This is a genomic window from Mycobacterium sp. ACS4331 (genome assembly GCF_001667265.1).
Classification (GTDB): Bacteria; Actinomycetota; Actinomycetes; order Mycobacteriales; family Mycobacteriaceae; genus Mycobacterium.
Map to the genome: position 1 here is coordinate 14,594 of NZ_LZHW01000084.1, position 19,485 is coordinate 34,078.

Sequence of the window (19,485 nt, forward strand, 5' to 3'; positions counted from 1 at the left end):
CACAGATGCTATCAGCTATTTCACCGCTGTTAAACATTTGTTTGCATTGGTAACCACCCGAGTGGGCGGCAGTGTCAATTTTTGCTGAAGCCAAACTTCTCAGCTTCCTCTCAGGTACGTTTCCGCACATCAACCACCATCGGAAAGGGTCTCCAGATGTCGATCGCACTACGAAGTCATTTAGCCGCGGGGGTCGCGCTTGTCAGCGTCGGCGCCCTGCTGGTGTCACCGGTGACACGGCGGCCAGAAATTCGCTCAGTTCACGATCTCGCGGTCATGCCCACCGCGATGGACGCCGGGCCCGTCAACCCGATCGAGGTGTTCTCCCCCGTCGTGCAGGCCACGATCCAGGATCTCACGCTGGCGACCATGGACGTCATCGCCGACCCGATGCCGATCACCCGGCAGCTGATCTCCAACAGCGTGTACTTCACCGGCGGGCTCGCGTACGCGACCGTCGAGGCCGGCGCAACGCTGTCGAGCATCGTCTGGGACCTGCCCGCCACATTGAGCTCCGCCAGGGATTTGGTCCGCAGTGGCGACGTCGAAGGTGCCATCGCGGCCCTCGAGGATGGCACCATAGGCCGCGCCCTCCAGGCGGCCGACAGATTGATCCGAACCGGCCAGCAGATCATGCGGATGCAGGCCGACATCCTCGGCAGGCTGTCCGAAGCCGTGCCCGAGGCGGCCAGGGCCATCCTCGCGGCGTCGGCGAACGCCGTCCGGGAGATCACCCGCGCTCAGATCACCGCATTCGTCGGTGTCGTCGAGGCGGTCAAGTCCCGCGACCTCACCGCGACCTACAACGCCGTGGTGACAGGCGCGGCCAACGTCGCCGACGTCACGCGGGCGGTCACCATCGGCACCTCCAGCCGCGAGGCCGATGAGGCCGCGAAGATGGAGTTGAAGGCTCGCAGCATTCTGGGCACGGTGCGCACCGCACAGCGCAGCATCGCCGAAGCACTCAAACCGGGGCCGGTGAAGACACCCGATGAGCCGGCCGAGATGGTCAAGGCCGATCGGGCCGCGCTGGTCGACGACGCCGCCGTCACGGGGAAGGCCGACAGCGTCACGACCGACAGCGTGAAGGCCACCACAACCAAGGCCAAGCCCGGCGCGGCACTGCGTCAGGCGGCGAAGTCGGTGCGCACCGAGATCAAGGCCGCGGTGGCCAAGGTCAAGAAGGCACTGTCACCGAAGGCGAAGAAAGCCCTGGCGCCAACGGCGCAGAAGACCGCAGCCACCGAGTGACGACGGCGAAACCCGCTGGGCCTCTCCGCTGGGAGGGGCCCAGCGTGCTGTCTAGACTTTGGCGTTCTGCTTGGCGCGAGCCTTGGCTCGGGCCCGCAGGCTGGCCGTCAGTTCCACCTTGCGCACCCGGACGATCTCAGGCGTGACCTCGACGCACTCGTCCTCGGCGCAGAACTCCATGGCCTTCTCCAGGTCGAGTTCGAGCGGCCGGGCCAGCGTCTCCATCACGTCGGCGGTCGAGCTGCGCATATTGGTCAGCTTCTTCTCGCGGGTGATGTTGATGTCGAGATCCTCGGCGCGCGGGTTGATGCCGACGACCTGCCCCTCGTAGGTCTCCTCGCCGGGCTCGACGAAGAACTGCCCGCGGTCGGCGAGCTGGATCATCGCGAACGGGGTGATCTGGCCGCTGCGATCCGACACCAGCGAGCCGGTGTGGCGCGCGCGGATCTCACCGGCCCACGGCCGGTATCCGTCGAACACGGCGTTGGCGATACCGGTGCCTCGGGTCAGGGTCAGGAAATCCGTGCGGAAACCGATCAGGCCGCGGCTGGGCACGATGAAGTCCATCCGCACCCATCCGGCGGCATGGTTGGCCATCTGTTCCATCCGGCCCTTGCGGGCGGCCATCAGCTGGGTGACGGCGCCGAGGAACTCCTCGGGGCAGTCGATGGTCAGCGCTTCGAACGGCTCGTGCAGCTTGCCGTCGATGGTCTGGGTGACCACCTGCGGCTTGCCGACGGTGAGCTCGAAGCCCTCCCGGCGCATCTGCTCGACCAGGATCGCCAGCGCCAGCTCACCGCGGCCCTGCACCTCCCACGCGTCGGGACGCCCGATGTCGACGACCTTGAGGGACACGTTGCCGACCAGTTCAGCGTCCAGCCGGTTCTTCACCATGCGCGCGGTCAGCTTGTGCCCGGACACCTTGCCGGCCAGCGGAGAGGTGTTGGTGCCGATGGTGACCGAGATGGCCGGCTCGTCGACGGTGATGCGCGGCAGTGCGTGCGCGTGATCCGGGTCGGCCAGGGTGTCGCCGATCATGATGTCGGGAATGCCGGCGATCGCGACGATGTCACCGGCGACGGCCTCCTCGGTCGGCGTGCGCTCGACGCCGACGGTGCCCAGCAGTTCGGTGATCTTGGCGTTCGTGACGACGGGGTGCCCGTCGACCTCGCGCATCCAGGCCACCTGCTGGCCCTTGCGGATCCGGCCCTTGTAGATCCGGATCAGAGCGAGACGGCCCAGGAACGCCGAGGCGTCGAGGTTGGTCACCAGCGCCTGCAGCGGGGCCTCCGGATCGCCCTGCGGCGGCGGGATGTGCTCGAGCAGCACGTCGAACAGCGGGTCGAGGTTCTCCCCGTCCGGGTTCTCTCCGTTGGCGGGCTGGGTGGTGCTGGCGATGCCGGCGCGGCCCGAGGCGTACAGAGTCGGCAGGTCCAGGGCCTTCTCCGCTGCGGCCTGGGCCTCCTCATCGAGGTCGGACGCGACATCGAGCAGCAGGTCGTGGCTCTCCTCGACGACCTCGGCGATGCGGGCGTCGGGCCGGTCGGTCTTGTTGACCACCAGGATCACCGGCAGGTGCGCGGCCAGCGCCTTGCGCAACACGAAGCGGGTCTGCGGCAGCGGCCCCTCGGATGCGTCCACGAGCAGCACGACGCCGTCGACCATGGACAGGCCGCGCTCGACCTCACCGCCGAAGTCGGCGTGTCCGGGGGTGTCGATCACGTTGATCACCGTGACCGTGCCGTCCGCGTTGTGCCGGTGCACCGCGGTGTTCTTGGCCAGGATCGTGATGCCCTTTTCCTTCTCAAGGTCACCGGAGTCCATGATGCGCTCGGTGGCGTCGTCACCACGGTGCGTCAAGGCCCCTGACTGCCGCAGCATCGCGTCGACCAGGGTCGTCTTGCCGTGGTCGACGTGGGCGACGATCGCGACGTTTCTAAAGTTGGGGCGAGATTCCACCTACAGATTGTTGCAGTGCAGACCCCGATCACGAAAACGAGAACAGCCAGCCTGTGAAGTCCAGCAAGTACGCCGACCTCAAACCGAAGAAGAAATGCTGCCGCAGCAAGCCCCGCTGCAAGCGTTGCCCACTGGTGCTGAACAAGGTCCACAAGGCCGAATTGACGGGCCTTCGCGGAAAGGAACTCGAGAAGGTCTACAAGCGCGCGCGGAAGGCCTGATCAGGTGGCTCAGACCGCCCCTGCAGAACGCCGTTCTCGCACTTCGGCGCCCTGATTGCGGTCCCACTGCGCAGTCTGGCGGCGTACCGTGGAATCACCGTCGGAAGGTCTCTCAGGGCTGGTTTGGAGGTGCCGACATGGTCGTCACGGCTGTAGCGCTCGCGATCATCGCGTTCGTCGGATTCGCCGCAACATTGGCCATTTATCTGGGTCTGCTCAATTGGATGGGCGGGTTCTACGTGGTGCACTGCAGTGAGTGTCATCACCTCACCGGATCGTCGGTCAATTCCCCGCCGACCTCGTGCCCGCACTGCAGGCACCCGGTGCTGATGCACCCGCTGTACGCCGCGCACCATCGTCGCGCGCCGGTGCGGGTGCTCGCGGACTCGCTGCACTACTGACCTGTCTGCGCACCCGAAGTCGAGTGGCGCTACTCGGCCAGCGCCACCGTCAGATCCGGTAACCATGCGGTGTCGGCGGGCACCCAGGGGAGGTCGTGCAGTTCACCGCTGCGCACCCAGCGCAGTTCGCGGTGATCGTGCGGGTGCGGTTCGCCGTCGGTCAGCGTGACGACGTAGGCACGCAGCATGGTGTTCTCGTTGAGCGCGACGTCGGCGCCCAGGCGCGCACCGACCGTCACGTCGATCCCGAGCTCCTCCCGCAGCTCGCGGGCCAGTGCCTGCTCGTCGGACTCCCCCGGCGCCACCTTGCCGCCGGGCAGTTCCCACATCCCGGCCAGCGCGGGTGGGCGCTCCCGCTGGGCGACCAGCAGCGCACGGTCGACGATGAGCGCACCCGCGACGACCACCTGCACCGGCATGGTCACTGCTCGCGAAGGAAGGCCGTCAGGTGGCCGCTGACCACCTCGGGTTCAGCGAGCCACGGCCAGTGACCGGCTCCTGGGACGATTCTGAGCCGCGCATGCGTGAACAACTCCTGCTGGGCCCGGGCCTGGTCGGTCCCCAGGTAGGCGTCGCTGTCACCCCAGATGATCAGGACGTTGCCCGAAAAGCCTCGGAGTCGCGCCAGATACGGCCCGAGCGCGTTCCGCCCCGTTGCCCGGTAGAGGCGGTGGACGGCGCGACGGGTACCGGGAACCGTTGCGTGCCGGGCGATCTCGTCGAGGTCCGACGCGGGGACGTTCGGGTCGGTGCGACGCAGCAGGGCCGCGGTGAACCAGGCCCCCAGGGCTGCGCCCAGCACCTCGGCCAGCACCGGGGTGCGCCAGATCTTCGCGGCGGTGTGGTTGATGTCGACCGGAGTGTTGATCAGCGTGATGCTCGCGACGCGATCCAGATGGTCGGCGGCCCACGCCAATGCCCACGGCCCCCCGAAGTCGTGCGCCACCAGATGCGCACGCGCGACACCGAGTTCGGTCAGCACGCCGTCGAGGTGACGCGCGTAGCCGTCGACGGTGTAGGGAATTCGGCCGGTTTGTCCGCGGCACCGAATCCGGGCATCTCCGGCGCCACCACGCGCGCGAAGTCGGCGACGGGAGTCATGAGCGCGGTCCACGGCGCGCCGGCGTTGTTGCCGTGGACGAACACCACGGCTTCGCCTGGAGCCCTCTCCTCACCCCCCACCAGCACGGGCGAACGGACGCCGGCAACGGTGACGACTCTGGACTCCACAGCGCGGATTCTTTCATTGTCGGCGGGGACCGTGGCCGCGACTTCTCACATAAGATCGGCCCTACATGCTCTCAACTCGGTGAGGAGATCGAAGCATGTCTGTGTTGACCGATGAACAGGTGGACGCGGCCGCCGCGGAACTGGACGGATGGCAGCGCTCCGATGGGGCGTTGCGGCGGTCGATCAAATTCGACACCTTCCTGGACGGCATCGACGCCGTGCGCCGCGTCGCCGAGCGCGCCGAAGCGCAGGATCACCATCCTGATATCGACATCCGTTGGCGGACAGTCACATTCGCGTTGGTGACGCACTCCGCTGGCGGCATCACAGAGAAGGACGTGGCTATGGCGCGCGATATCGACTCGATCGTCGGGCGCCGGGACACCTGATCCGCAGCGCCGCGATCCAGGCCAGGGTCACCACGGTGGCGACGATGTAGATCAGTCCCGCCCATGCCAGCGGCCACGGCCGGCTGATCTCCCAGATGCTGGGTTGGGCGAAGCTCAGCAGCCACGGCACGCCGACCAGGACCAACACCAGCCAGCCCCAGCCCAGCACGCGTGCCTCGCGCAGGTACCGGTAGGGCCCGTGGAACAGCCAGATCATCAGCGGTATCAGCCAAACCCAGTGGTGCGTCCAGGAAATGGGCGACAACAGCAGACCGAACAGCTGCACCACCAGGATCAGGCCGAGCCGGTCCTGCTCGCCGGGTGCGGTCTGCACCGCGCGCCATGCCAGCCAGGCCAGCACCGCCGTCGCGGCGATGGCCGTCACGACCAGCCAGTTGTACTCCGCGTCATATCCCAGGATGCGCGAGATTCCGCCACGCCACGACTGGTTGAACGATGTGCCGATCGGTCCGACACGGTCGGCGTCACCCAGCAGGTCGGTGAAGTAGTGCCGCGCCTGGTCACCCACGACCAGCAGGGACAGCGCGACCGTCGCGGCGAACACGACCGCCGAGAACACCGCCGCGCCCCACCGTCGGACGCCCACGAAGTACAGGCCGCCGACCGCCGGCGTGAGCTTGATCCCGGCGGCGAGTCCGAGCAGCAGGCCAGACAGCCACCATCTGGTGCTGTGGACCGCGGCCAGCACCGCCAGCACGAGCAGCACGTTGACCTGGCCATAGTCGAAGGTGCTGCGCAGAGGCTCGGTCCAGATGCCCACGGCGGTCCACAACATCGCGGTCCGCGCCCCTCCCGTGATGCCGAGCAGGCGCTGGGACAGGCGCACGACACCGTAGAGCGCACCCATCACGCCGAGCGTCCACAGCAGTGCCACCAGACCGAACGGCAGCAGCGTCAAGGGATAGAACAGGACGGCCGCGAACGGCGGATAGGTGAACGGCAGCGGGAAGTCCGGCGTCTGGTCGGCGTAGACGTAGCTGTAGAGCGTGCCCGGCCGGTTCAGCGCCTCCGCGCCGCCGATGTAGACGTGCAGATCGACGAAGTTCGCGCCCGTGGGGACCAGGTAGGTCCAGGCCAGTCGCGCCGCGACGCTGAGCACCAGCAGCACTGGGGCGTATCGCAGGGCCGTGTTCTTTGTGTCGATACGCGAAAGGTTAATGGGCCGCCTCTCCGGTCACCGTCGCCACTCGCTTCGGTAACGGTCGCATAAATGCCACACGTGTCACTTGAGTACCACCAGTAACACCGTAGCTTCGGGTTCATACCACCTACAAGGGATTGGAAGAGCCATGTCAGGGATCAGAAGCGTGCTGTCCACCTCAGCGATCATCGCCGGAGGCGGCCTTGCCCTGTTGACCGGAGGAATCGCCAAGGCCGACCCGGCGGCCCCCGCCGTGCCGGCACCCAGTGTGCCCGGACTGAGCGTCGTCGAGCAGTTCGTCGACCCGTCCAAGGCACCCCAACTGCTGCAGAGCGCGGCGTCGATCCTGGGCGGCACGCAGACCGCGCCGGCCACACCGGCCCTGCCCCTGACCCCGCCGCCGGTGGCCAGCGCGTCACTCAACGTGCCGCAGCCGACGCTGCCCGGCATGCCCGCCGCTCTTCCCGGCATGCCCGGCGCAATCCCGGCCGTGCCCGCCGCCCTGCCCGGCATGCCCGCCGCTCTGCCCGGCATGCCCGCCGCAACCCCGGCCGTACCCGCCAGCGTGCCCGGCGCTGCCCAGCCCGGCGCTCAGCTGACCCTGCCCCAGGTGCCCGGCCTGCCCGTGCCGCTGCCGCAGAACCTCACGCTGCCCACCGAGCTGACGTCGTTCCTGGGCGGCACGAGCATGACCCCCGCGCAGGCGGCGGCGACCGCGTCCGGCGCCCCGTCGGCCGCATACCCGGGAACCGAGCCGGCTCTGCTGTCGCTGTTCCCCACCAGCGCCCTGCCCTGATCCACACCGACCCCACGTGAGGAGCTTCCGCATGTCCCGGATCCTGCTGTCCAGCACGGCCTTGGTCGTCGGCTCGTCGGTCGCAATGACGTTCGGTGGTGTTGCCGCCGCCGAACCGCCGGCACCGGCCCCGTCGCCGATCGAAGGTGTGCAGGCACCGGGACTGTCGGCGGTGCAGAACCTGAGCCCGGTGATCCAACAGGCCGCCGGTGACCCTTCCAATGCCGCGTCGATGCTGATGGCAGCCGCGGCGGCGTTCACCCAGAACACCGCCGCGGCCGACGATTCACATCATCTCGCGGCCGCGGTCAGCCAGTTCGTGTCCGATCCTCCGACGTCCATCCCGGCACCGGTGGCCGCCACCGCGCACAACCCGCCCGCCGGCGTGGTGCCCGGCGCCGAGGCGCACCTGCCTCCGGGCATCAATCCCGCGCATGTCGCGGGTCCCGAACCTGAGGCTGCTCCGCTCGCGGCGCCTGCCCCCGAGGCGGCACCTGCACCGGCCCCCGAGGCGGCGCCTGCACCCGCTCCCGAGGCGGTGCCTGTGTCCGTTCTGGATGCTGCTCCCGCTCCCGAGGCCGCGCCTGCGCCTGTTCCCGACGCCGCCGCCCCGGGTTTCGGGCCCGACGCGCCGGTGACGCAGGACTTCATGTACCCGTCGATCGGCAACGGGTGCCTGGCCGACGGCGGCAACTCCATCGCGACCGCGATCTCGGTCGCTGGCCCGGCCACCATCCCGCTCCCGGGCCCCGGCGCAGGACAGACCGCCTACGTGTTCACCGCCGTCGGGACCTCGGCGCCGGCCGCCGAGCAGAAGCTGCCGCTCAACGTCACCTGGGTGAACCTGACCACCGGGAAGTCCGGCAGCGCGACGCTCAAGCCGCGCCCTGACATCAACCCCGAAGGGCCGACGACGCTGACCGCGATCGTCGACACCGGCTCGGGCAGCATCATGTCCACGATCTTCGGGCAGGTCACCACGACCGAGAAGCAGTGCCAGTTCATGCCCACCATCGGTTCCACCGTCGTGCCCTGAGCCCCTTCTTTTTCCCGCGAGCGGGCTGGGGTCCCCGCTTGCGGGGCGTTGGTACGGGACGCCCCTGCACGCGGGGGACCCCAGCCGGGTGTGCGCGTACCAACACGGCCACTCGCTGGGTTGGGGGCGCGGCGCCCGTTGGGTCGCCCGCGAGCGACCACTTACGTACGTCCAGACACTGCGTGTCGCGTACCCAGGTGGTCGCTCCCCAGGTGGTCGCTCGGCGCGCGTGGGGCTCAGCCCTTCGCGGCTTTGGCCTCCTTGGCGGCGGCCTTCATCTGCTTCTTGTAGCTGCGCACCCTGCCCAATGACTCGGCGTCACGCACATCGGCAACCGACATGTGCACGCCGTCCTTGCCGTAGTCGCCGGCGGCGGCCTGCCAACCCTCGGCGGTCAGGCCGTACTGCTTGCCCAGCAGGGCGAGGAAGATCTTGGCCTTCTGGTCACCGAACCCGGGCAGTCGCTTGATCCGCAGGAGCACCTCGCGCCCGTTGGGGTTGCCCTCGGTCCACACCGCCGCGGCGTCACCGTCGTACTCGTCGACGATGATGCGCGCCAAGTCCTGCACACGCTTGGCCATCGAGCCCGGGAACCGGTGCACGGCAGGCGTTTCGGCGAACAGGGCGGCGAACTTGTCCGGGTCGTACTCGGCGATCACGCGGGCATCCAGGCCGCCGAGGCGATCGGCGAGTTTCTTGGGCCCGGCGAAGGCCACCTCCATCGGAATCTGCTGATCGAGAAGCATCCCGATCAGCAGCGCCAGCGGGCTGGACTCCAGCAGCGCGTCGGCATCCGGATCTTGAACCAGCTGCAATGTGGGCACGCAGTCAGTCTAGAACTCGGGGCAGTCCCCTCCGGCGAACTACGGAGTCCAACGTCCGCGCTAGGCGGGCACTGTGGCCGTCGTCTTGCACTGCCAGCATTCGAAGTGGGAAGCACCCAGTGCGACGTTCTGCCGGGCATTGCACCGCGGGCACGCCACGCCCCTCATCCCCGAGGGCGGTCCTGGCTGTCCAGGCGAGACGACAGCAGCAACAATGATTCCGATTACTCCGAAGAAGAATCCGAGGGCGAAGAAACCCCCGGCGCTGCGGTCCTTCTTCTTGGCAATGTTGGACGAGATCCAACCGCATACCAAAGGAACAACCACCAGCAGAAGAACCAGCCAATGCCAAGGTTGTAAGCCACCCATATCAAGACCCCTCGTTTGCCAGCAGACTCGCAGAATCGTTTCACACTGGTTTCACCTGCGCTGGGTGATCCAACTGATGAAAAGCGACTGACGAGCGCGGATCCGCGCTCGTCAGTCGGAGTTCCTGCTCGACCCAGGCGAGTCGACGGGAGATTAGACCCGTCTCCTCGGTCGTGAGTTCTCGTGCCAGGCGCACGGCTACGTCGGATGCTTGGGCCTGGTCACTTCTCAGCCGAGACGCCGAGATCCTGAAACGACCCAACGATTTCGTATCCCTTGGCCTCTGCCCACTTGGTGGCAGTATCGATCTGGGCGAGATAGGAAACCCTTTTGCCGCCCTTGGGCTACCGATAGCCGAACCCCGATGAGGGCGCGGAGAGCGCTTGCTTCGTCTGCTCGCAATCGAATCTAGGCTTGCTGATCGAGAAGCATCCCGATCAGCAGCGCCAGCGGGCTGGACTCCAGCAGCGCGTCGGCATCCGGATCTTGAACCAGCTGCAAGGTGGGCACCGAGCCAGTTTAGGCCGGATCGAGGGCGGCGATCAGCACGGGCACCGGTGTCCACCCGTTCAGACGCCGGTGTCGGCCAAGTGTGCGAACGTAGACGCAATAACCCTGGATATGCCCCTAGGAGATGGACATGAGACGCGTGGTGACACCTCTTGTCGCGGCAGTCGTCGCCGCGCTCGCCCTGGCCGGCCCGGCGGCGGCCATCCCCGACCAGGGCACCCCAGCCTTCGACGAATACCTGCAGGGCCTGCAGCGCAACGGCTACAACCTCAACCCCGACACCGCCTGGCGCGTCGCCCATCAGGCCTGCATCGGCGGCATCCCGGGATACATCGGTCTCGAACTGGCCGCGCAGGGGGTCATCGGTCCCGGAGCCCAGGATCGAGTGTTCGACGTGGCACGCAAGTACGCCTGCCCGGTTCAGTGACGGCCCGGGAATCTCGGATCACGCACACACTGAGTCGCTAGGGTCAGCATCATGTCCGGCGAGATGGCGGCTGCGCTGGTCGCCGCACTGCTCGTCGTCGCCCTGATCGCGGCGATCACCGTGGTGCGCACCCGACGGGTCGTGGCCACCCCCACCGAGATCGCCGTGCACGCGGCCCTGCACACCGCCGCACTGTCGGCGCGGGCGCTGCGCCAGGGCCTCGACGCCGAATCGGCGCGGGACGCGGTGCCGCACCTGCGGGATCTCACCGGCGCCCAGGGCGTCGCGCTGTACGACGCCGACGGCCACCTGCTGGCACACGATCCCGACGACACGCTCATGTGGACCACGAACATGCTGGCCGAATGCGCCCGCGCGGCCCGCACCGCCGCCGAGGAGGGCAGGCGCGTGCTGGCCGGCACCAGTCCCGCGGTGATCGCCCAGCCTCTGCTGCCCGACGCGCACGACGTGCTCGGCGTCCTGGTGGTCCTCACCCACGCCCGGCCTGGTCCCGGGATGCTCGGCGCGGTCGGGGAAGTCGCCCGGTACGCCTCGAGCCAACTCGAACTGGCCGAACTCGACGCCTCGCGGGCCCGCCTCGACCGCGCGGAGGTGCTGGCGCTGCGCGCCCAGATCAGCCCGCACTTCGTCTACAACGCCCTCAACACCATCGCCTCGTTCGTCCGCACCGACCCCGACCGGGCCCGTGAGCTGATCCTCGACTTCGCCGATTTCACTCGCTACTCGTTCCGGGCCGCGGGTCCGTACACGCTGCTGTCCGACGAACTCAAGAACATCGACCGCTACGTCACCCTCGAACGCGCCCGATTCGGGCCCGCCCTGGATGTCAGGCTTCAGGTCGCCCCCGAAGTGTTGGGTGTGGTGGTGCCGTTCCTGGCCCTGCAGCCCTTGGTGGAGAACGCGATTCGGCACGGCCTCGCGGGCCGTCGCGACGGCGTCATCACCCTCACCGCCCGTGACGAGGGCAATGACTGTGTCATCAGCGTCGAGGACGACGGCGTCGGCATGGACCCGGAGGCTCTGCGCACCGCGCACGCCGACGCGCTGGACAGGGACGGCGGAGACGACTCCGCGAGCGTCGGACTGGCCAATGTCGACCATCGCCTGCGCGCCGCATTCGGCAACGACTACGGTCTCATTGTCGAAACAGCGCTCGGGGCAGGCACGAAGGTGATCATGCGGGTTCCCAAATTCGCCGCAGGAGTACGCGTATGACCCGCCAACTGACCGTGCTCGCGGTCGATGACGAGGCTCCCGCCCTCGACGAGCTGACCTACCTGCTGACCAACAACGCCTCCGTCGGCGAGGTGCACGGGGTCAGTGACGCCAACGCCGCCCTGCGCGAACTGTCCGAGCACAGCATCGACGCGATCTTCCTCGACATCAACATGCCCGGCCTGTCGGGTCTCGAACTGGCCGCGGTGCTGGGCAACTTCTCCCATCCTCCCGCCGTCGTCTTCGTGACGGCGCACGAGGACAAGGCTGTCGCGGCCTTCGAGGTCGGGGCGCTCGACTACCTGTTGAAACCATTGCGCCGTGAGCGGCTCGACGAGGCGGTGCGCCGCGTCGTCGCGGCCCGGACCACGGAACCGCAGACCGGCGGCGACGACGAAGTGGTCCCCGTCGAACTCGCCGGCATCACGTCTCTGGTGCGTCGCGACACCATCGGTTGGGTCGAGGCCGACGGTGACTACGCGCGCCTGCACTCATCGTCGGGCTCGCACCTGGTCCGCATACCCCTGTCGACCCTGGAAACGCGTTGGCGCAATTCGGGTTTCCAGCGCGTGCATCGCTCCTACCTGGTGGCACTCGGCATGGTCACCGGGTTGCGCAGCACCGACAGCGGGGTGCTGGTGCGGATCCAGGAGAACGGCGCCTCCCCCGCGGTCGAGCTTCCGGTGAGCCGGCGCCAGACCCGGGAACTGCGCGACCGACTGGTCCGCGAACCCATGCGCAGTTATCGCCCGGTCGAACCGTGAATCGCCCCGATCCGCCCCGACGGCCGCGCCCCGAGCGCCTCGACGCCCCACGTCGCCAGCGGGTCGTGCTGGCGCACCGGCGCGGCGCCCGCATGGTTCGCACGCGCGTCGAGGTCCAGGAGCAGACCGAGGTGGGCGACGCCCTGGTCCGCGGACTGGTGCGGGCCCAACTGGGCCTGGCACTGCGCCTGGCCGTCGTCGTCGCCGGCATCGCGATCGCGATCCCCCTGATCGGCAACGCCTTTCCCGAAGTCACGGCGCTGAGCGTGCTCGGGATCCGGCTCAACTGGCTGGTGCTGGGTGTCTGCCTCTACCCGCTGATCTACGGGCTCGGTCGCCTCTACGTGCGCCTCGCCGAACAGGCCGAAGGCGATTTCATGCGCATCGTGAACGAGGGCGGCCGGGAGGAGGGTGAGGACCCGTGACCGCGGCCGCTCTGGTGCTCGCGGCGCTGGCGACGATACTGGTGGGCGCCTACGGGGGGCGGCTGTCCCGCACCACATCCGACTTCCTGGTGGCCTCCCGCACCGTCGGGCCGCACTGGAACGCCGCAGCGATATCGGGTGAATACCTCTCGGCCGCATCCTTTCTCGGCGTCGCGGGGCTGGTGGCCAAGTACGGCGCCGACGCGCTGTGGTACCCCGTCGGGTTCACCGCCGGCTACCTCGGGCTGCTGCTCTTCGCCTCCGCGCCGCTGCGCCGCTCGGGCGCCTACACCGTGCCGGACTTCGCCGAATTCCGCCTGGGGTCGGCGCGGGTGCGCACCATCGCGATGCTCGTGGTCGTGGTGATCTGTGTGCTCTACCTGGTGCCGCAGTATCAGGGGGCCGGACTGACCCTGAAGATCCTTCTGGGCGTGCCGGTCTGGATCGGCCCGGTGGCCGTGGGGACCATCGTGATCGCCAACGTCGTCGGCGGCGGCATGCGCTCCATCACGTTCGTCCAGGCCTTCCAGTACTGGCTCAAGCTCACGGCCATCGCCATTCCGGCTCTGGCCCTGACGATGCTGTTCCTCACCGACCGTCCCGCCCTCGGGGGTCCGCTGCCGCCCGTCGTCGCCGACACCACCACGGTCGCGATCGAGACCGACGTCGTGGTGCAGGTCGCGCAACCCGACGGCGTCTCGATCGACGGCGCACCCCTGCACGGGCCGGGCCGATACACACTGCACACCGGCAGCACCCTGACCCTGGCCGCGGGCGCCGCCACCCCCGTGGTCGACGGCGCGCCCGTCAGCGGTGAGCAGTGGCTCTCCTCGGGTTCCGGCCTGGGCGGCGAACACCCTCTGTACCAAGTCCTTTCGGTGATCGTCGCGACCTTCCTGGGCACCATGGGGCTGCCCCACGTCCTGGTGCGGTTCTACACCAATCCCGACGGTCGTGCGGCGCGCCGCACGGTGGTGGCGGTCATCGCGCTGCTGTCGCTGTTCTATCTGTTCCCGACGATCCTCGGGGTGTTCGCCCGGCTTTACGTGCCGCAACTGCTGATCACCGGCACGGCCGACGCGGCGGTGCTGCTGCTGCCGGGGGCGGCGATCGGCGGACCCGTGGGCGCCGGCCTCGCGGCACTGGTCGCCGCGGGTGCCATCGCGGCATTCCTCGCCACCTCGTCCGGGCTGCTGGTCAGCATCGCCGGTGCGCTGTCGACCGACGTGCTCAAGGGCCGGGTGCGCGACTTCCGGTTGGCCGCGGTCATCGGCGGCCTGGTGCCGATCCCCCTGGCACTGGCGGCCTCCGCACTCGACCTGTCCCGCAACGTCGGACTGGTGTTCGCGGTCGCGGCATCGACACTGTGCCCGCTGCTGGTGCTGGGCATCTGGTGGCGCGGCCTGACCGCGGCGGGCGCGATCGCCGGCCTGGCCACCGGCGGTCTGCTGTCCGGCACCGCGGTGGCCCTGACCGTCACCGGTGTGATCGACACCGACGCGTTCGCCGGATGGCCCGCGGCCATCGTGGGTTACCCGGCCGCCGTCACGGTGCCCATCGCCTTCGTGACGACGGTGGTGGTGAGCCGGCTGACGGCGGGCAGCGCGCCACGCGACGTCGCCCGGATCTTCGCGCGCATGCATGTCCCGGAACGTCTGGGCATGGGAATCGAGCGTGTCCCGCGCGGTTGACCACGACCGTTCAGCGGTCACCGCCGACCGTTCACCGCATGAGGGGCGGGCTTCGGCGAGCAGCGGCGCTGAAGCCCTTCGGATGTGATGTGAGTCTCAATACCCTGACCTCCAGTGCAGCACCACATCGACGTCAGGAGACCCGCCGTGCCCACCACCGACAGTCCACCAGCGCCCACCGGCGCTCAGTTCCTCGAGACCCAGGCCAGCCCAGAGTTCCAGGAACTGCGGACTCGGCTGCGCCGCTTCGTCTTTCCGATGACCGTGTTCTTTCTGCTCTGGTATGCCCTGTACGTCGCCCTCGGCGCCTTCGCCCACGACTTCATGGCCATCCGCGTGTTCGGCAACGTCAACCTCGGCCTGCTCATCGGCCTGGGCCAGTTCCTGACGACGTTCGTCATCACCGGGCTCTACGTACGCTTCGCCAACCGCGAACTCGATCCGCGGGCCGAGGCGATCCGCGCCGAACTGGAAGGTGACGCGCTGTGACCACCACCCTTCTCGCCGCCGACGGTGTGGGCAACCCCGTCGCCAACATCGCCATCTTCGGCGTGTTCGTCGCGGTCACCATGGTCGTGGTGATCCGGGCCAGCAAGCGCAACGCCACGGCCGACGAGTTCTTCACCGGCGGCCGCGGCTTCTCCGGCCCGCAGAACGGCATCGCGATCGCCGGCGACTACCTGTCGGCGGCCAGCTTCCTGGGCATCGCCGGCGCCATCGCGGTCTACGGCTACGACGGCTTCCTCTACTCGATCGGCTTCCTGGTGGCCTGGCTCGTCGCCCTGCTGCTGGTCGCCGAACTCCTGCGCAACACAGGCAGATTCACCATGGCCGACGTGCTGAGCTTCCGCCTCAAGCAGAAGCCGGTCCGGTTGGCCGCCGCCACCTCGACGCTGACGGTGTCGCTGTTCTACCTGCTGGCCCAGATGGCCGGGGCGGGCGGTCTGGTGGCGCTGCTGCTCGACATCAACAGTCGCGCAGGGCAATCCCTCGTCATCGCCATCGTCGGCATCCTGATGATCGTCTACGTCCTCGTGGGCGGCATGAAGGGCACCACCTGGGTGCAGATCATCAAGGCCGTGCTGCTGATCGCGGGTGCGGGCCTCATGACGGTCATGGTGCTGGGCAAGTTCGGGCTCAACTTCTCTGAGATCCTCGGCACCGCGCAGGCCGCGATCTCGGGCTCGACGACTCCGGGTGTCGCCAGTCGCGACGTGCTCGCCCCCGGCGCGCAGTACGGCGGGTCGCTGACGTCGCAGATCAACTTCATCTCGCTGGCCCTGGCGCTGGTGCTGGGCACCGCTGGTCTGCCGCACGTGCTGATGCGCTTCTACACCGTGCCGACCGCCAAGGAGGCCCGCCGGTCCGTCGTCTGGGCCATCGCGCTGATCGGCGCGTTCTACCTGTTCACCCTCGTGCTCGGCTACGGCGCGGCGGCACTCGTCGGCCCCGACCGGATCCTGGGCGCGGCGGGCGGCGTCAACTCCGCGGCCCCGCTGCTGGCGTTCGAACTCGGCGGCGTGGTCCTGCTCGGGATCATCTCGGCGGTCGCGTTCGCGACCATCCTCGCGGTGGTCGCGGGCCTGACCATCACGGCGTCGGCATCCTTCGCGCACGACGTGTACGCCAGCGTGCTGAAGTCGCACAACGTCACCGAGGACGAGCAGGTGCGCGTCTCCCGCATCACCGCGGTGGTGCTCGGCGTGTTCGCGATCGGGTTGGGCATCCTGGCCAACGGGCAGAACATCGCCTTCCTGGTGGCGTTGGCGTTCGCGGTCGCCGCGGCGGCCAACCTGCCGACCATCGTGTACTCGCTGTACTGGAAGCGGTTCAACACCCGGGGCGCGCTGTGGAGCATGTACGGCGGCCTGATCTCGACCATCGTGCTGATCGTGTTCTCACCGGCGGTCTCGGGCACCAAGACCTCGATGATCCCCGGCGCGGACTTCGCGTGGTTCCCCCTGGCCAATCCCGGCATCATCTCGATCCCGCTGGCTTTCATCCTGGGCATCGTCGGCACGCTGACCTCGCCCGACACCGGTGACGACGAGAAGAACGCCGAGATGGAGGTCCGCTCGCTGACCGGGGTGGGCGCCGAGAAGGCGGTCGCGCACTGACGCACTGCCCCTCAACCCGGTGAGCAGGCCCCAGAGAGATCCTCTGGGGCCTGTTCGCGGAATGGGGGGACCCGCGTCGAGCGTTGTCCGCCAGGTGACGCAGACTCCTCAGGTGCTCGACGCGACCAGCCCGCCCCGACACCGGTTCGGCATAGGTCTCCTGGCCTACGCATTCGCCGCCATCATGGTCGGCACCACGATGCCGACACCGATGTACGCGCTCTACGCCGAGGACATGCGCTTCTCAGTCCTGACCACGACGGTCATCTACGCGACGTACGTGGTGGGCGTGCTCGCGGCGCTGCTGCTGTTCGGCCGCTGGTCCGACGCGGTCGGCCGGCGTCCGGTGCTCCTGGCGGGCGCGGCGTCCGCACTGGCCAGCGCCGCGGTCTTCCTGGTCGCCGACTCCATTCCGGTCCTGATGATCGCCCGTGTGCTGTCGGGCCTGTCGGCCGGTGTGTTCACCGGGACCGCGACGGCCGCGATCATCGAGGCCGCCCCGCCTGCGGCACGCGGCCGCGCCGCGGCGATCGCGACCGTCGCCAACATGGGTGGCCTGGGGTTGGGACCGCTGGTGGCCGGCGTGCTGGTGCAGTACGCGCCGCACCCCCTGCAGTTGAGCTTCATCGTCCACATCGTGCTGACCGTGATCGCGGTCGCGGCCGTGCTCGCCGCGCCGGAGACCTCGGCCCGGACCGGCCGTATCAGCGTGCAGCGCCTGTCGGTGCCTCCGCAGACCCGCGCCGTGTTCGTCCTCGCGTCCACCGCGGCGTTCGCGGGCTTCGCGGTGACGGGACTGTTCGCAGCCGTCGCGCCGTCGTTCGTCTCCGGGCTGTTGGGCATCGACAACCTCGCCGTGGCGGGTGCGACGGCGAGCGTGGTGTTCGCGGGATCCGCGGGGGCGCAGCTGTTCGCCGGCCGGATCCCGCCGGCCCGGGCCGTCGCGTTGGGCTGCGCGATCCTGGTGGCCGCGATGCTCATGCTCGCGGTGTCCCTGCACGCCGCCTCGCTGCCGGGGCTGATCGTGTCCGCGGTGATCGCCGGCGCCGGTCAGGGCATGAGCTTCGCGCGCGGCCTGGCCGCGGTGTCCGAGCGCACCCCTGCCGAGCGGCGCGCCGAGGTCAGTTCGACGTACTTCGTGGTCGCCTACGTCGCGATCTCCATTCCGGTGATCGGTGTCGGGCTGGCCGCCCAGACCTGGGGGCTGAAGACCGCGGGTGAGGCGTTCTCCATCGCCGTCGCCGCACTGTCGGCGGTGTGCCTGGTCGCGGTGCTGCTGCAGGAGCGGCGCCAGTCGCAGAATTAGTGACTTCTACCTAGGCCGGCGCGGCTTAGGTTTTCCCCATGCCATTTCTGCCGATGTTTCCGACGCCCGCACAGGTCGCCGAGCAGACGCCCGCCGACCGTGACCGCGCCATCGACGTCATCCGCATCTCGGCGCTGGTCGGGGTGGTCGCCGGCCACACTGTGATGGCCACCAGCACCATCCGCGACGACGTCTTCATCTGGGACAACCTGCTGACCACATCGGTGGTCTTCCAGGCGCTGACCTGGGTGCTGCAGATCATGCCGCTGTTCTTCTTCGCCGGTGCCGCCGCCAGCGCCGGCTCGTGGCGGCCCGGCACCTCATGGGGCGGATGGCTGATGAAGCGCTGCGCCAGGCTGTTCCGGCCGGTGTTCTGGTATCTGGCCTTCTGGGCCGTCGCCCTGGTGGCGCTGCAACCGCTGCTGCCCATCCATGTCTACGAGCCGGTCGCGGGGATCAGCATCCAACTGCTGTGGTTCCTCGGCGCCTACGTGCTGATGCTGGCCGCGATGCCGCTGCTTGACCGGATCAGGACCGCGGGCCACCTGTTCGCCGGTGTCCTCGGCGTGTACGTCCTGGTCGCCGCCGTCGATGCGATCCGCCTGCACGATCCGGATCTGGCGCTGCTGGGTTACGCCAACATGGCGGTGTGGGTCATCCCCGGCATGTTCGGTGTGGCCCACCGACGTCGCCTGCTCGACGGGGTCACGGCACTGCGCGTGGGTCTGGGCATGTTCGCGGTCAACGTGGGACTGCTGGTGTTCGGGCCGTATGAGCTGAGCCTGGTTGGTATCGAGGGCCAGCGGTTGGCGAACATGACGCCACCGTCACTGCTGCTGGCCGGACACGCGATCATGATGTGCGCGTTCGCGATTGCCGCGGCCCCGGCGATCAACCGCTGGGCGCAGCGGCCCCGGGTGTGGTGGCTGGCCGCGATCGGCAACTCGGGCGCGATGACGCTCTACCTCTGGCACATGCCCGCCCTGCTGCTGATGCATCTCGCGTTCGACTACGCGGGCCTGGATCGCTACCCGGGTCAGCCGAACTTCCTGGCGCTCAGCGTGATTCAACTGATGATCATGACGGTGGTGGTCGGCGTGCTGTTCATGGTGCTGCGCCCGCTGGAGAACACCCCGCTGCCGGGCTGGGACGCGGCCATCGCGATGTCACCGGGACCGCGCAGTGCCGCGGTGGGCACGCTGTTGTGTGTGGCCGGAGCCGCGACGCTCGCGGCCGTGAAGTGGGGTCTGAAGGACTACGGCATCGCCTGCGTCGCCGTCATGCTTGCGGCGCTCATCGCGGCCCGGGTGCTCAGCAGTGCCTCAGTCGAGGCGGCCGCCGAAGCGCGCACCGCGATCCGCTGAGACCACT

The 19,485-nt window shown here is 68.6% G+C and carries 21 protein-coding genes and 1 pseudogene; 15 read left to right on the forward strand and 7 right to left on the reverse strand.

Annotated features, from left to right (window positions below):
• Window positions 1-276: 276 nt before the first annotated feature.
• Window positions 277-1,251, forward strand: a complete 975-nt coding sequence (locus A5727_RS19500) for a hypothetical protein (RefSeq protein ID WP_068253505.1) — start codon at window positions 277-279, stop codon at window positions 1,249-1,251.
• A gap of 51 nt (window positions 1,252-1,302) precedes the next feature.
• Here the strand turns inward: A5727_RS19500 and typA are convergent, their stop codons facing one another.
• Window positions 1,303-3,210, reverse strand: a complete 1,908-nt coding sequence (typA, locus tag A5727_RS19505; RefSeq protein ID WP_068253510.1) for a translational GTPase TypA — start codon at window positions 3,208-3,210, stop codon at window positions 1,303-1,305.
• A gap of 53 nt (window positions 3,211-3,263) precedes the next feature.
• Between typA and A5727_RS27585 the strand changes: the two genes are divergently transcribed.
• The gene (locus A5727_RS27585; RefSeq protein ID WP_109788585.1) at window positions 3,264-3,431 is read left to right on the forward strand and encodes a hypothetical protein; all 168 of its coding nucleotides are present in this window, start codon (window positions 3,264-3,266) and stop codon (window positions 3,429-3,431) included.
• Window positions 3,432-3,568: 137 nt separating this feature from the next.
• Window positions 3,569-3,832: a hypothetical protein gene (locus A5727_RS19510; protein WP_068253512.1), complete on the forward strand. Its 264-nt coding sequence runs from the start codon at window positions 3,569-3,571 to the stop codon at window positions 3,830-3,832.
• A gap of 29 nt (window positions 3,833-3,861) precedes the next feature.
• Here A5727_RS19510 and A5727_RS19515 read toward each other — a convergent pair whose 3' ends face one another.
• The 3 genes from A5727_RS19515 to A5727_RS28230 are packed head-to-tail and all read right to left on the reverse strand — an operon-like array spanning window position 3,862 to window position 5,062.
• Window positions 3,862-4,251: a (deoxy)nucleoside triphosphate pyrophosphohydrolase gene (locus A5727_RS19515; protein WP_068253514.1), complete on the reverse strand. Its 390-nt coding sequence runs from the start codon at window positions 4,249-4,251 to the stop codon at window positions 3,862-3,864.
• A gap of 2 nt (window positions 4,252-4,253) precedes the next feature.
• Window positions 4,254-4,883: an alpha/beta fold hydrolase gene (locus A5727_RS19520; protein ID WP_231992165.1), complete on the reverse strand. Its 630-nt coding sequence runs from the start codon at window positions 4,881-4,883 to the stop codon at window positions 4,254-4,256.
• The gene (locus A5727_RS28230) at window positions 4,808-5,062 is read right to left on the reverse strand and encodes an alpha/beta fold hydrolase (RefSeq protein WP_231992168.1); all 255 of its coding nucleotides are present in this window, start codon (window positions 5,060-5,062) and stop codon (window positions 4,808-4,810) included. Before A5727_RS28230 ends, A5727_RS19520 begins: the two co-directional genes overlap by 76 nt.
• A 95-nt stretch (window positions 5,063-5,157) precedes the next feature.
• On the opposite strand from A5727_RS28230, the gene A5727_RS19525 reads away from it, so the two are divergent.
• Window positions 5,158-5,451 carry a 4a-hydroxytetrahydrobiopterin dehydratase gene (locus A5727_RS19525; RefSeq protein WP_068253518.1) on the forward strand — a complete coding sequence of 98 codons (294 nt, stop codon included), beginning with the start codon at window positions 5,158-5,160 and terminating at the stop codon, window positions 5,449-5,451.
• On the opposite strand, the gene A5727_RS19530 is transcribed toward A5727_RS19525, so the two are convergent.
• Complete coding sequence (locus A5727_RS19530; protein WP_082949905.1) at window positions 5,405-6,631, reverse strand: mannosyltransferase; 1,227 nt, start codon at window positions 6,629-6,631, stop codon at window positions 5,405-5,407. The two genes, A5727_RS19525 and A5727_RS19530, sit on opposite strands and share 47 nt — an antisense overlap.
• A gap of 130 nt (window positions 6,632-6,761) precedes the next feature.
• Between A5727_RS19530 and A5727_RS19535 the strand changes: the two genes are divergently transcribed.
• Both A5727_RS19535 and A5727_RS19540 read left to right on the forward strand, forming a co-directional pair.
• Window positions 6,762-7,409, forward strand: coding sequence for a hypothetical protein (locus tag A5727_RS19535; protein WP_068253527.1), 648 nt, complete (start codon window positions 6,762-6,764; stop codon window positions 7,407-7,409).
• Window positions 7,410-7,440: 31 nt separating this feature from the next.
• The gene (locus A5727_RS19540) at window positions 7,441-8,445 is read left to right on the forward strand and encodes an Rv1157c family protein (protein ID WP_068253531.1); all 1,005 of its coding nucleotides are present in this window, start codon (window positions 7,441-7,443) and stop codon (window positions 8,443-8,445) included.
• Between the two features lie 236 nt (window positions 8,446-8,681).
• Here A5727_RS19540 and A5727_RS19545 read toward each other — a convergent pair whose 3' ends face one another.
• The gene (locus A5727_RS19545; protein WP_068253534.1) at window positions 8,682-9,269 is read right to left on the reverse strand and encodes an HhH-GPD-type base excision DNA repair protein; all 588 of its coding nucleotides are present in this window, start codon (window positions 9,267-9,269) and stop codon (window positions 8,682-8,684) included.
• A gap of 783 nt (window positions 9,270-10,052) precedes the next feature.
• Window positions 10,053-10,148: pseudogene (locus A5727_RS27590) on the reverse strand (HhH-GPD-type base excision DNA repair protein); the annotation flags it as partial.
• A 124-nt stretch (window positions 10,149-10,272) separates the two neighbouring features.
• Here A5727_RS27590 and A5727_RS19550 point away from each other — a divergent pair.
• The 9 genes from A5727_RS19550 to A5727_RS19590 all read left to right on the forward strand — a co-directional run bounded on the left by A5727_RS19550 (window position 10,273) and on the right by A5727_RS19590 (window position 19,478).
• The gene (locus A5727_RS19550; RefSeq protein ID WP_068253537.1) at window positions 10,273-10,575 is read left to right on the forward strand and encodes a DUF732 domain-containing protein; all 303 of its coding nucleotides are present in this window, start codon (window positions 10,273-10,275) and stop codon (window positions 10,573-10,575) included.
• A gap of 51 nt (window positions 10,576-10,626) precedes the next feature.
• On the forward strand, window positions 10,627-11,811 hold the full coding sequence (locus tag A5727_RS19555) for a sensor histidine kinase (protein WP_068253542.1): 1,185 nt from the start codon (window positions 10,627-10,629) through the stop codon (window positions 11,809-11,811).
• Complete coding sequence (locus A5727_RS19560) at window positions 11,808-12,575, forward strand: LytR/AlgR family response regulator transcription factor (protein ID WP_068253545.1); 768 nt, start codon at window positions 11,808-11,810, stop codon at window positions 12,573-12,575. The genes A5727_RS19555 and A5727_RS19560 overlap by 4 nt, the downstream gene beginning before the upstream one ends.
• Window positions 12,576-12,667: 92 nt before the next feature.
• Entirely contained in the window at window positions 12,668-13,000 is a 333-nt protein-coding gene (locus A5727_RS19565; RefSeq protein ID WP_231992166.1) for a hypothetical protein, read from the forward strand.
• Window positions 12,997-14,691, forward strand: a complete 1,695-nt coding sequence (locus tag A5727_RS19570; protein WP_068253553.1) for a sodium/solute symporter — start codon at window positions 12,997-12,999, stop codon at window positions 14,689-14,691. The genes A5727_RS19565 and A5727_RS19570 overlap by 4 nt, the downstream gene beginning before the upstream one ends.
• A 147-nt stretch (window positions 14,692-14,838) precedes the next feature.
• Complete coding sequence (locus A5727_RS19575; RefSeq protein WP_068253595.1) at window positions 14,839-15,180, forward strand: DUF485 domain-containing protein; 342 nt, start codon at window positions 14,839-14,841, stop codon at window positions 15,178-15,180.
• A complete protein-coding gene (locus A5727_RS19580; RefSeq protein ID WP_068253555.1) occupies window positions 15,177-16,808 on the forward strand; it encodes a monocarboxylic acid transporter in 1,632 nt (543 codons plus the stop codon). Before A5727_RS19575 ends, A5727_RS19580 begins: the two co-directional genes overlap by 4 nt.
• A gap of 94 nt (window positions 16,809-16,902) precedes the next feature.
• Entirely contained in the window at window positions 16,903-18,114 is a 1,212-nt protein-coding gene (locus A5727_RS19585) for an MFS transporter (RefSeq protein ID WP_068253557.1), read from the forward strand.
• 38 nt (window positions 18,115-18,152) lie between these two features.
• Window positions 18,153-19,478 carry an acyltransferase family protein gene (locus A5727_RS19590; RefSeq protein WP_068253559.1) on the forward strand — a complete coding sequence of 442 codons (1,326 nt, stop codon included), beginning with the start codon at window positions 18,153-18,155 and terminating at the stop codon, window positions 19,476-19,478.
• Window positions 19,479-19,485 lie beyond the last annotated feature (7 nt).